We start from the raw sequence: 12,316 nt of genomic DNA, 5'->3' as shown, positions 1-12,316 counted from the left end.
AAACAGCTGGTATCAGCAGGGCCAACAGGCAAAAACAACCTCTGATCCCGTTAAAAGTCACAATTACCCTCCCCATCCGGGTGCACATACGCTGTGCCCCTTGGAAATTTCCACCAGCTTCGGTTCCATATCCTTTGGCAAGGTGTAGGGCTTGGGCCACGAACTGGGATTGGATGCGCCGCCCGCCTGATGGATGGCCGCAAAGTCCAGCGGGTGATCCAGACTGGGCTCCGGCACCGCCTTCAAAAGTGTCTGCGTATAGGGGTGAACCGGATTGTGGATCACATCCTTGGTGGGGCCAACCTCCACAATGCGCCCGTGGCACATCACTGCAATGCGGTCGGCAATGTAATCAACAACAGCCAGATTGTGGCTCACAAAAAGGTAGGTCAGGCCCAGTTTGTGTTTCAGATCCAGCAGCAGGTTGAGCACCTGAGCCTGCACGGACACATCAAGGGCCGAGGTAGGCTCATCACACAAAATTAATTCCGGATCGAGGGCAAGAGCCCGTGCGATGCCGATCCTTTGCCGCTGCCCCCCGGAAAACGAATGGGGATAGCGGCGCAGGTACCGCGGGTCGAGCCCCACCAGCCGCATCAGGGCACTTACCTTTTTAGCCCGTTCATGCGGGTGCCCCATCCGATGGATGATAAGCGGTTCAAGCAGGCTTTCATTGATTGTCATGCGCGGATTAAGAGAGGAAAACGGGTCTTGAAAAATCATCTGCACACAGCGCCGGTAGGCCAGCAGCTGGGCTTTGCTGAAGGATGCGATATCCTTCATGCCCTCGCCCCTGTCAAAATAAACCGATCCAGAATCCAGTGAGAAGGCCCGCAGAATTGCTTTGGCAACCGTGGTTTTTCCGGAACCGGATTCGCCCACAAGCCCCAGACACTCTCCGCGCTGGATCGTCAGGCTCACACGGTCCATGGCCAAAAGCCTTGTGCCCTCCCCCCCTTTTCTGGAGGTAAAGGTCTTGGTCACATGGTCCACCTGCACCATGGGTCCCAAATTCACAGGACAGCTTTCACGGCGCAGTTCCGGCAATTCTTCAACCGGCGCTTCAATGGGACGTATGGGCACCAGCCGCTGATCCGCCTCCATCCCGAACGTTGGCACCGCATTCAAGAGCGCCTTGAGGTATGGGTGATGGGGGTCGCGGAACAGCTGTTTGGCACTGCCCATTTCCATGACCTGCCCGTGGTAGATCACCACCACATCATCGGCCATATTGGCCACCACGCCAAAATCATGGGTAATGAGAAGCAGGGACATATGAAGTTCGTGGCGCATATCCCGCATAAGTTTCAAAATTTCCGCCTGAATAGTCACATCCAGTGCGGTGGTCGGCTCATCGGCGATTACAAGAGAGGGCTGGCATATGAGCGCCATGGCAATCACAGCGCGCTGGCGCAGCCCACCGGACAGCTCGAACGGATAAGCACGCAAAGCCCTTTCGGGATCAGGAAACCGGACCTTCCCCAGCATTTGACGGGTGAGTGACAAGGCCTCCTTGCGCGCCACATCCCGGTGCAGGCGCGCCGCTTCGCTGATCTGGTCGCCAATGGTGTGCAACGGTGACAGCGATGTCATAGGCTCTTGGAAAATTATGGAAATCCGGTCTCCGCGCAGCGCCCGCATTTGCCGTCCCTCAGGATTTTGCTTGGAGATATCAACGGGTTTATCCCGCGTCTTGCCGTCAAACAGCAAAATCCGACCCGATTTTATCTTCGCCTTGGGCGGCAAAAGCCCAAGAACGGCTTGGGAGATAACCGTTTTTCCCGAGCCTGATTCTCCAACCAATGCCACACAGCGGTTGGCAGGCACGTTGAAGGAGACATGATCGACCGCCCGGGTCCACCCGTCATTGGCGAAGAAGTCGACGGTCAAGTCCTCCAGTTTGAGCAGGTCCACGATTTACGCTCCAGTTAAAAACTCGAAGCTAAGTAGACCCGTTCAGTGCTGGAAGAATCCCTAAAAGTGGCGGAGGTTCTTTCAAACCGGCCTGCAATTTTTGCGTTAGGCTTAAGGAATGCCTAATGGAGGCGTTGAGGATTCAAGCTCAAGCCTCCAGTCCCAATGCCTCTTGAAGTCTGGAGATTTCCTCGCTCCACTTCACCTGCAAATGCGGGGACTGCCGCTTGGGTTTGCGCGCAAGATCCGCTTCCATCAACCCCTCCAGCTCCAAAAGCCGTTCCAGCATTTCCTCTTCGCCAACACCACCAGCTTGGGCAGTGGCCTCGTGTTCTTGTTCCTCTGGTTCCAGAGCGGGACGCTCGCACTTGGCCTGTTTGGAAGACTGCTCGCCAATCAACTCATAGGCGCTGTCCAAATCGTTCATTTCTAAAAGCGAGCCCTTGCGCACTACCCAGAAGCGATTGCAGGTTGCCTCCACCAGCGAGCGGTCGTGGGAGACAAGCATGAACGCCCCATTAAAGGAGGCAAGCTGATTTGCAAGTTCAGTGCGGCCATAAAGGTCCAGATGGTTGGTGGGTTCATCAAGCATCATCAAGTTGGCCTGCACCTGTGAAAGAGCGACCAGCAACAGCCTTGCCCGCTCGCCGCCGCTGAGTTTGCTCACCTTCTGGCTGAGCTGGTTATACAAAAAGCCGGCTCCCAGAATGGTTTTCTCACACTCGGACTGCAGAAAATCGAGCCCCAGCGCCTCACCAACTGCAATCATGGCATCTACAAGGTTTGCATCATTGGGCAGCTGCTCCAGCGTCTGGTCGTAAAAGGCGATCCGACATCTGGGGTGAACCCGCAAAGCGCCCTCAATACTGCCCCGCTGCTCCCAGATGCTGCGAAGCAAAGTCGACTTTCCCGTCCCGTTCGCCCCCATGATTGCAATGCGGTCTTGGGGCCGTACACTCATGTCCTCCACCTTATAGAGCAGCAAGGACGTTTTCGGCGGCATCACCTCAAGGCCTGTGAGCTTTAAAAGACGGTCTGCCTGAATGCGCTCTCCGGCAATGGAAAGGTTCCACGGATAGGATTCCACCGCCTCCGTTTGCTCCTCCTTCATGCGGTCCACCATTTTTTCCATGGACTTGGCTTTACGCGAAAGATCCTCGTTGTCGAAGGTGTGCCCCCAGTTTGCAATGCGCTTGGCACTGGCCTCCACCCGTTTGATTTCCCGTGCCTCCGATTCACGGCGGGCAATACGCGCCTGCGTCAAAGCCTCATGGGCTTCCAGTGCCGCCGTGCAGGACAGGTCAAATGTATGCAGCTTTTGGTCCTGCAGTATCCATGTGCGGTTGGTGACACTGTCCAGCAATCTGGCATCATGGGAAATCATCAAGAAGCTGCCGCGCCAGCTTTTCAAAAACGCCTCCAGCCAGAGGATGGTGGGAAGGTCCAAATGGTTGCTGGGCTCATCCAGTAAAAGCAGGTTGGGCTCGCTCATCAAGGCCCGCGCCAGCATGAGCCGCGTCATCTGCCCGCCGCTCAGGTCTTTACACAGGATCTGGTTTTGAGAGGGGTCAAACCCCATCTCGGCCAGCGTCACATCAACCTTCCATGCCATCCAGTCCCGCTTGTCCTCGGGCAATGCCGCCCGCACTGCCTGCGCTAGCGTCATTTCAAAAAGCTGTGGCGGCAGGTGCTGCTCCACACAGGCGATGACCGCTGCACGAGACACGGAAAGGCTTCCCTCGCTGGGGCTTTCATTGCCCGCCAGAATATTCAGGAAAGTGGATTTACCGCAGCCGTTGTGCCCAATAAGCCCAATTTTGTCTCCCCCGTTCAACCCAAAGGAAACGCCAGAAAACAACAGGCGCTCAGCAGAGCCCTGCGCCAAACCACTTCCGGTAATGAGAGGAGACGATCCGGTCATGACTAATGCTACCCAATAAATTATTTCAAATGTGAGGAGAGCTTAAAGTGAATTGCCAGAGGATGCCAGTTCGCATGCAGTCTAATAAAAAACTGTGCCTCATCTTTCTGATCTGATTACACTGCTTCCTTAACCAAGTGCTGCCACGCCGCATGCATTACTCTATCAAACCCGTTGGCAATGTCCGCAGCAGTTGGGGCAACCTCAACATCTGGCACAATGCCCACCCTCTCAAACGGTGTGCCATCTGGAAAGTACTGCCGCTTTGCTCCAACAATTAGCTTGGCACCTACAAATGGTTCGGCAAAAACGGGCTGACCGTTACTCCCAAGTGTCACCTGCCCCACGATCACCGCGCGGCTGCTCGCCTTGAATGGCATTACAAAACACTCCGCCGCCGAACCCGTTCGTCCATCGGTTAAAATGGCCATCTTCCCTTGAAAGGCATCTTCTAACGGTTTCTTGTCCGGCGTATTTACCCGCATGCTCACCCGCGCGGGGCGCATATCAAAGGGTGGGCCAGAAAAACTATTCGTTTCCTCAATCCAAGATGGAATGGGCTTATTCATCAGCGCCTCAATCAAATCAAGCGGACTGTTGCCACCACCATTTCCCCGTAAATCAATTATAAGCGCTGGTGCGTCCTTTATCTTACAAACAAACTCAAGGGCTTTGGCTTCAACTTCCGGCCCTTCAAAATGCCGAATGTGCAGTACCGGCACCCCTTGATATTCACGCAGTGCACACGCCTCCAATCGGTTTGGCTGGGGGCCCTTTGCACCCAAATTAAACTCCAGCTTCATACCATGGGCAAACTCCAGCACTCCCGTCTGGGGCCAATGAAGCGGTTGACAAAACAGTAACTCTGCCTTGCTCTGCGGCTTGGAGGCACTGATAAAGCGGGCCCACTTAACAAGTTCAAGGCGGGCCTCTCGCCCATTAACCTTGGTAATGCAACTGCCTGCGGGCACTTCCCTCAGCGCACTAGACGTCACACACCATTTTCCACCAATAATACGCGCATCAAAGCCCAATGGGTTAATGGAGCTCAGGAGAGTAAAATCAACAAATGCCGTGTGACCATTATTGAGCTGTGCCATGAACTTTTGAGCGCAGAAGAAAACTTCTCGCCGTGTCTGACAGCCCTCCAGCTCCACGAGGAAACCGGAGTATGCAGTTTCATAGTCCCAGTCTTCCAAGGCTTGCCAGTGCGCAAAGTACGTTTGGACCAGATGATAGATCTGCGCCGCCAATGCCGCCTTATCCTGAAACGAGACCTTCACAACCAATGCCTACACTCCATAAAGATGCGCCCTTACCGCTTCCCCTGCGTCTTCCGAGAGCAACGATAACATGCACCCCTCCAACACTCCAAGAGACCGCACCAGTACTAGTACTCCAATCTAACTTTGCGCGCGTCCATGTCTTCCATAAACTCCTTCATCGCCGGAGTCATGCGAACAGGAACCCGCTTGAAATTGAGGTCTTTAAGGTTAGGCAGGTTGGACAAAACGGATATATCTCGCAGCGGCACACCCTCTATATCCAAGGCCTCAAGGCTGTGAATTTTCGAGACAGCGGTTAAGTCTTTGACTGCATAGCCATATAGACCAAGTGCGCTGATTGACTGGGATTTTGCGAGCGGGTCCAGACTAGGTGCTACGTAATCATCCATGTTTTTAAGGTTATACCAAGGCCGTATATCTAGAGCCCATAACTTGTCTAAACCTGCAATGTATTCAAACCCAGATTTCACCAGGCCACCTTCCAGGCTAAGCATTTCAACATTCGGTGTCGTCTGCAGGGCCTCTAGGCCGCTTAGAGTTGGAAATAATCCGCGATAACGGGTAAGTTGCAGGTGTTCCAGGTTTTGGTTTCCTGAAATAGGCGAGATATCAGGAAACAGGCTTGCCGATACACGAAGGCGGCGCAATTGGCTAAGCTTAGGTATTGTAGCAGCAAGGGTCTTGGTCGCGCCCGGGAATTTTCCTTCATACAATTCAACTTGAAGGGGGTCACTTGCGTTTATAGCCAATAGTTCGAGCGTCTCTGACTTTGAAAGAAACGTGAAATCAGTAATTTGTGAGTAATTGAACCCCAGTATCCGAAGCTTAGAGAAGTCGGGAAAATCTGTTTCAAAAAGAAACTCTTCAACTGAAAAATCGTAGTGAAAGTCGACCCATAGCACATCCAGACTATCAGCCCAACGAGAGAGCTGCGCAGCATTCTGGAAGGCATCCTCGCTAATACGCAGATTCTCAATTCTATTATTGGAAAGAGGCGACAGGTCGCTGATCTTTGTACCGGTTAGATCAACTCTCTTTAGAGACTTTGTTTCAGCTGCATTGGAGGGAAGCTGATCAATCCGAAGTCCCCTTAAAGTTAAAGTGCTCCTGTTATTTTTGATTGCCCCTTCAACTCGCTCAAAGGCAATTTGCATATGTTCCTGTTCACGCTGTGTGCGCCCTACATTTTCGGCCAATGCAGTTTGCGCCAGCAAAAGAATCTGCCCAAGACAGAAGGAAACAAGAACTCCGAGTATGAGGGTTGCCCGAATTTTTTTGATTATTTTTAACATATAGACCAGACGAATGAGAGTTTTGAGGTTCGAGCCCTAAAGCAAAAGTTCTTTCAAGGAAACCATCTCACCAATTTACACTTTAGTTCCTTTAGGTAGACCAAGTAAAACCGCTCGCATCTGTAGATAGAAATCAGCGACCCTGACATTTCACGCAGTTACATCTTGGTTTACAGCATACCGCCGAAAAATATCGTCAGGTTGGGGGGTAAAGATACGCAAAAACAAGAGATTATATCCTTGAGGCACCTCAACAAAACATATCAACGCTATAAAGTGCAGTTTTGTCGTTTAGCTGCATCCAGCCTAATTGAAATGGCTCTAACCAGCGTCCAAACTCACCATTTTTCCAGTGTATAACAGGTCCGGAAAGCTTCAGCCAAAGCCGCAGAAACCGGCTATTGATGCCCCCTTTAGCGTCAGCAATTCTTACAAGCATACTAAAGTAGCTGCTCGGTTGCTCGGTTGCTCGGTTGCTCGGTTGCTCGGTTGCTCGGTTGCTCGGTTGCTCGGTTGCTCGGTTGCTCGGTTGCTCGGTTGCTCGGTTGCTCGGTTGCTCGGTTGCTCGGTTGCTCGGTTGCTCGGTTGCTCGGTTGCTCGGTTGCTCGGTTGCTCGGTTGCTCGGTTGCTCGGTTGCTCGGTTGCTCGGTTGCTCGGTTGCTCGGAAAAATATCCGCTGGCACCCACGGAGGGCAAACAAGTTTTCTAGGCAAGTTACAAGAGTTTCAACAGTCATCGCTCGGTCGTTTAACCGAATGAGAGGATGCAGTGAAAAGTCCGAGTGCTCCAAACCTTCGGTTTACACGTGCCATTTTCTGAAAACCGGTGGCGACTTGCCGAAGGCACGCTGCAAACATTGCACCCAATTTCGAAGGTCAAACGGAACAAGTTATCCCATTAGTCCCCCTCTGCCGTAACAACACCGTCACGCCCCCCCCTAATTAATATGGAGCAACCGTTTTAGCTTTGTCTGAAGCCCGCCACGCTTTTCTTTTCTAGCCAACTCTTGCTGCGAGATCAGAAAGGTGACCTGCACCACATACCGCTCCCCCTTAAAAGAAGGGTGACCGTGCCAGCTTGTTTCAGAACGCTTGAAAGCGAACACATTGCCAGCCAATGGTGCAACCTCTTCAGCATAATCATCCATATCCTGATCACCGTTAAGCGCACGAATAGCCCCACCCTCAGAGTTGTCCCACTCCTCATTCAGGTAAATCAGCATAGTGCAGATTTTAGACTTGGAATCGTTGTGAATGCGGCCATCCCCATGCTTGGATAGGCGCCGCACGGTAATCATCCGTGGCTTACCAAGCAAGTCCAGCTCCAGTTTCTCAGAAAGGATCTCCGCTAGTTCCGGCTTTTGCAAATCATCAATTAGATCTTTGAAGGCCCCAACTCTTTCCAGTTTGGAAAGTGGCAGGTATCCCGTCTGCCTGATTTTAGGATAATCACGGCGGACTTCCGCAGCTTGCGCCTTACTCAGCACCTTTTCACCAACCATATATTGAAAAGGACTGCTGCGGGTATTGGAGGCCTTGAGAGCTTCGAAATTGATCATTTTCTGACTTCCCCGAAAACACAGTATCGCGACGTTTCTTAAACGCGTAGGAAAGCTGTAACACGCTGTGAATTCCCCGGAAATTGCCAGTTCTTAGTGCTTACTATTCGCCATAGATCACCCATAGGACGGACAGTCTAAAAAATAACTTGGAAAAATAATCCAATCCTCAAATCAGGTTATATAGAGCTACTTCCGGTCCATTGACAGTACAATTTTTTAAAGCTCTACAATGATCAACGCGAACGTTTTGGAGCATATATGAATGAGTGTGAGTGGCGTACCAGCTCACCCAACCTAAAGTCTCGGTATATACCGCTAAGATTATGAGATAGTTTGTTTAATCTCCAATATCCGAGCTGCAAGGATCTGTATGAATGATTGAACATTTTTTACCAGAGGACGACTACCCCATCTCAGGTGCAGTAAGGGCCGGTGCGTTCGTCTTTGTCTCCGGCGAGGCTGGAACCGACAATGATGGTAATGTAGTCGCAGGTGGTATCGAACCGGAGACACATAGAGCCATTCAGAAACTCCTGAAAGCCTTGAAAGCAGCAGGTTGCGATGCACGCCATGTAGTCAAAGTAACTGCATGGCTCTCTGACCCTGATGATTTTCAGCAATTTAACAAAATATACGCTGAATACTTCACGTCGGCTCCACCAGCCCGTACCACAGTTGCCTCATCACTCGTCATCGATGCAAAAATTGAAATAGAAGCCATAGCCTACAAGCCAAGATAAAACCAAATATGTCGCTACTATAATGTCGTATATAATAACCGACCTTAAAGCAGCAGGCGCTTGAACATCATTAAATTCGGAATGAGATGCGTTTAAGCATAGCTACTTTTAATAGGATACAAATCTCCCAAGAGGGCTTTCCCATACCATGCTCTTTCTGTTCTCAACACCGCCCATTTCCGTACAGAGCCGGTCTATGAGCGTACAGATTGCGGGAACTTTGTGTGATTGTCCATTTGTCGCGGGTTTATGAGGCAATTCAACGGGGTGTTGTTACGCAGTAGCTTTGGTGTCAACAGGGCGGCCAATGATGGGCTGCCGTCTTATCCCCTGCCTTTGCATCTCTCCCATTTTAGGGGGCTGGGAGCGCAGGGGGATAAGAGGATTTCAAAGAGGCTTCGGTTTGATTGTTTATGGGCGGCGTTGAGGTTCCGCTTATCCCCTTTTGCTCATTGCGGGGTATGAGTGAGGGGTGTTTTTAGAAACGACAAAACCCCGCCACTTTTGAGTGGACGGGGTTTTGAGTGTTTGTTGTTCTGTTTCATTTTGAGAGATTGTTTGCTTTTATCATGCCCGGCGGCGCCCTACTCTCCCGTGTCTTAAGACAAAGTACCATTGGCGCAGGGGCGTTTCACGGCCGAGTTCGGGATGGGATCGGGTGGGGGCGCCCCGCCATAGCCACCGGGCAGGATAAAAGCAACTGGAATTGGTCGTTTTTTGTCGATCAGCTTGTCTGACATGCGCTTTGCTTGTCAGGCGGATCTTTGTTTTAAGTCTTTATGTTTGGGTATAGCTTAATGGGAGTGATCAAGTCGATCGAGCTATTAGTAAGGCTCAGCTTCGAGCATTGCTGCTCTTCCACATGCCTCCTATCAACGTGGTGGTCTTCCACGGCTCTCAAGGGAGATCTAGTTTTGAGGTTGGTTTCCCGCTTAGATGCCTTCAGCGGTTATCCATTCCGAACATAGCTACCCAGCAATGCGGCTGGCGCCACAACTGGTCCACCAGAGGTTCGTCCATCCCGGTCCTCTCGTACTAGGGACAGATCCTCTCAAATTTCCTACACCCACGGCAGATAGGGACCGAACTGTCTCGCGACGTTCTGAACCCAGCTCACGTACCGCTTTAATTGGCGAACAGCCAAACCCTTGGGACCTGCTCCAGCCCCAGGATGCGATGAGCCGACATCGAGGTGCCAAACAATGCCGTCGATATGGACTCTTGGGCATCATCAGCCTGTTATCCCCGGCGTACCTTTTATCCGTTGAGCGATGGCCCTTCCACGAGGGACCACCGGATCACTATGACCGACTTTCGTCTCTGCTCGAGTTGTCACTCTCGCAGTCAGGCAGGCTTATGCCATTGCACTCGACGACCGATTTCCGACCGGTCTGAGCCTACCTTCGCGCGCCTCCGTTACCATTTGGGAGGCGACCGCCCCAGTCAAACTACCCGCCACACACGGTCCCGGATATTGTAGTACCGCGGTTAGATATCCATGAGGACAAGGGTGGTATTTCAAGGTTGACTTCACCCAAGCTGGCGCCTGGGTTTCAACGTCTACCACCTATCCTACACATGTCATCACGAATACCAGTGTGAAGCTGTAGTAAAGGTGCACGGGGTCTTTCCGTCTGACCGCAGGAACCCCGCATCTTCACGGGGAATTCAATTTCACTGAGTCTGTGCTGGAGACAGCGGGGAAGTCGTTACGCCATTCGTGCAGGTCGGAACTTACCCGACAAGGAATTTCGCTACCTTAGGACCGTTATAGTTACGGCCGCCGTTTACTGGGGCTTCAATTCGCTGCTTGCACAGCTCCTCTTAACCTTCCAGCACCGGGCAGGCGTCAGACCCTATACGTCGCCTTGCGGCTTCGCAGAGCCCTGTGTTTTTGATAAACAGTCGCAACCCCCAATTCTGTGCCCCCCATACAAAGTTGCCTTCGTATAGGGCTCCCTTCTCGCGAACTTACGGGAGCAATTTGCCGAGTTCCTTCAGCACAGTTCTCTCAAGCGCCTTGGTATACTCTACCTGTCCACCTGTGTCGGTTTCGGGTACGGTCTTAGCGTGGGAGCTATTTCCTGGAACGCCTTCGCTGCACCTCCAATCCAATAAGGAGATACAACACACGGCATCCGTCACTACCCACTGGCTGCAGAATATTAACTGCATTCCCATCGACTACGCCTTTCGGCCTCGCCTTAGGGGCCGGCTAACCCTGCGCCGATTAGCGTTGCGCAGGAACCCTTGGACTTTCGGCGAGAGGGTCTCTCACCCTCTTTATCGTTACTCATGTCAGCATTCGCACTTCTGATACTTCCAGGATCTCTCGCGAGTATCCCTTCATCAGCTTACAGAACGCTCCGCTACCGCTTGTCAAAGACAAGCCCGCAGTTTCGGTGTATGGCTTGAGCCCCGGTACATTTTCGGCGCAAAGACCCTTATTTAGACCAGTGAGCTGTTACGCTTTCTTTAAATGATGGCTGCTTCTAAGCCAACATCCTGGTTGTTTTGGGATCTTCACATCCTTTCCCACTTAGCCATAACTTAGGGACCTTAACTGGCGGTCAGGGTTGTTTCCCTCTCCACAATGGACGTTAGCACCCACTGTGTGTCTGCCCTGCAGTACTTCCTGGTATTCGGAGTTTGGTTAGGATCAGTAAGGCGGTGAGCCCCCATAGCCCATCCAGTGCTCTACCCCCAGGAGTATTCACAGGACGCTCTACCTAAATAGATTTCGCGGAGAACCAGCTATTTCCGAGTTTGATTGGCCTTTCACCCCTAGCCACAAGTCATCCCCGAATTTTTCAACATTCGTGGGTTCGGTCCTCCAGTGCGTGTTACCGCACCTTCAACCTGCTCATGGCTAGATCACTCGGTTTCGGGTCTAATCCAACGAACTAAGACGCCCTATTAAGACTCGCTTTCGCTACGCATACACCTATCGGCTTAAGCTTGCTCGTTAAATTAAGTCGCTGACCCATTATACAAAAGGTACGTTGTCACCCAGAACGAATCTTGAGCTCCAACTGTTTGTAGGCATCCGGTTTCAGGAACTGTTTCACTCCCCTCGTCGGGGTGCTTTTCACCTTTCCCTCACGGTACTGGTTCACTATCGGTCGATAAGGAGTACTTAGGCTTGGAGGGTGGTCCCCCCATGTTCGAACAGGATTTCACGTGTCCCGCCCTACTCGAGGACTAAGTTTCTTTCTACCCGTACGGGACTATCACCCACTAAGGTCAAGCTTCCCAGCTTGTTCCGGTTCTTAAAACTTAGCCACTGGCCTGATCCGCGTTCGCTCGCCACTACTAGCGGAGTCTCTGTTGATGTCCTTTCCTCCGGGTACTTAGATGTTTCAGTTCCCCGGGTTTGCCCCCTTGCGGGTACTCCATATAGGAGTGGGTTTCCCCATTCGGAAATCACCGGATCAAAGCTTATTCGCAGCTCCCCGATGCTTATCGCAGCGTATCACGTCCTTCATCGCCTCTTATCGCCAAGGCATCCACCGAATGCCCTTAAGACACTTGATCACTCTCATTAGCAATACCCACACAATCGCATGGATAAACCAATAAAAGACTTAATTCAAAAAAGTCAT

7 protein-coding genes and 2 rRNA genes are annotated in these 12,316 nt (G+C 51.8%); 1 reads left to right on the top strand and 8 read right to left on the bottom strand.

Going from position 1 to position 12,316, the window contains the following annotated elements:
• Window positions 1-63 precede the first annotated feature (63 nt).
• The 6 genes from P6574_RS06535 to P6574_RS06510 all read right to left on the bottom strand — a co-directional run bounded on the left by P6574_RS06535 (window position 64) and on the right by P6574_RS06510 (window position 7,971).
• Window positions 64-1,914 carry an ABC transporter ATP-binding protein gene (locus P6574_RS06535; RefSeq protein ID WP_310619559.1) on the bottom strand — a complete coding sequence of 617 codons (1,851 nt, stop codon included), beginning with the start codon at window positions 1,912-1,914 and terminating at the stop codon, window positions 64-66.
• A gap of 148 nt (window positions 1,915-2,062) precedes the next feature.
• A complete protein-coding gene (locus P6574_RS06530) occupies window positions 2,063-3,835 on the bottom strand; it encodes an ABC-F family ATP-binding cassette domain-containing protein (protein WP_310619558.1) in 1,773 nt (590 codons plus the stop codon).
• 116 nt (window positions 3,836-3,951) lie between these two features.
• On the bottom strand, window positions 3,952-5,118 hold the full coding sequence (locus tag P6574_RS06525) for a S41 family peptidase (RefSeq protein ID WP_310622114.1): 1,167 nt from the start codon (window positions 5,116-5,118) through the stop codon (window positions 3,952-3,954).
• A 107-nt stretch (window positions 5,119-5,225) separates the two neighbouring features.
• Window positions 5,226-6,413 (bottom strand): leucine-rich repeat domain-containing protein, encoded by a 1,188-nt coding sequence (locus tag P6574_RS06520; RefSeq protein WP_310619557.1) that lies wholly within the window; start codon window positions 6,411-6,413, stop codon window positions 5,226-5,228.
• Between the two features lie 250 nt (window positions 6,414-6,663).
• On the bottom strand, window positions 6,664-7,149 hold the full coding sequence (locus tag P6574_RS06515; protein WP_310619556.1) for a PT domain-containing protein: 486 nt from the start codon (window positions 7,147-7,149) through the stop codon (window positions 6,664-6,666).
• Window positions 7,150-7,350: 201 nt separating this feature from the next.
• Window positions 7,351-7,971 carry a 2OG-Fe(II) oxygenase gene (locus P6574_RS06510; protein ID WP_310619555.1) on the bottom strand — a complete coding sequence of 207 codons (621 nt, stop codon included), beginning with the start codon at window positions 7,969-7,971 and terminating at the stop codon, window positions 7,351-7,353.
• 377 nt (window positions 7,972-8,348) lie between these two features.
• Here P6574_RS06510 and P6574_RS06505 point away from each other — a divergent pair, with 377 nt between their 5' ends.
• Window positions 8,349-8,714: a RidA family protein gene (locus P6574_RS06505; RefSeq protein ID WP_310619554.1), complete on the top strand. Its 366-nt coding sequence runs from the start codon at window positions 8,349-8,351 to the stop codon at window positions 8,712-8,714.
• 571 nt (window positions 8,715-9,285) lie between these two features.
• On the opposite strand, the gene rrf is transcribed toward P6574_RS06505, so the two are convergent.
• Both rrf and P6574_RS06495 read right to left on the bottom strand, forming a co-directional pair.
• Window positions 9,286-9,400, bottom strand: a 5S ribosomal RNA gene (rrf, locus tag P6574_RS06500).
• Between the two features lie 117 nt (window positions 9,401-9,517).
• Window positions 9,518-12,248 (bottom strand): 23S ribosomal RNA (locus tag P6574_RS06495).
• Window positions 12,249-12,316: the final 68 nt, after the last annotated feature.

Source organism: Pseudovibrio sp. M1P-2-3, assembly GCF_031501865.1.
Taxonomy (GTDB): Bacteria; Pseudomonadota; Alphaproteobacteria; order Rhizobiales; family Stappiaceae; genus Pseudovibrio; species Pseudovibrio corallicola.
This window is presented reverse-complemented; position numbering and strand designations above follow the sequence as displayed.

What these genes read in the sequence shown, in the direction of transcription:
- P6574_RS06520 (WP_310619557.1), bottom strand. Translation starts at nt 6,413, where the DNA reads ATGTTAAAAATAATCAAAAAAATTCGGGCAACCCTCATACTCGGAGTT.
- P6574_RS06510 (WP_310619555.1), bottom strand. Translation starts at nt 7,971, where the DNA reads ATGATCAATTTCGAAGCTCTCAAGGCCTCCAATACCCGCAGCAGTCCT.
- P6574_RS06530 (WP_310619558.1), bottom strand. Translation starts at nt 3,835, where the DNA reads ATGACCGGATCGTCTCCTCTCATTACCGGAAGTGGTTTGGCGCAGGGC.
- P6574_RS06515 (WP_310619556.1), bottom strand. Translation starts at nt 7,149, where the DNA reads ATGACTGTTGAAACTCTTGTAACTTGCCTAGAAAACTTGTTTGCCCTC.
- P6574_RS06505 (WP_310619554.1), top strand. Translation starts at nt 8,349, where the DNA reads ATGATTGAACATTTTTTACCAGAGGACGACTACCCCATCTCAGGTGCA.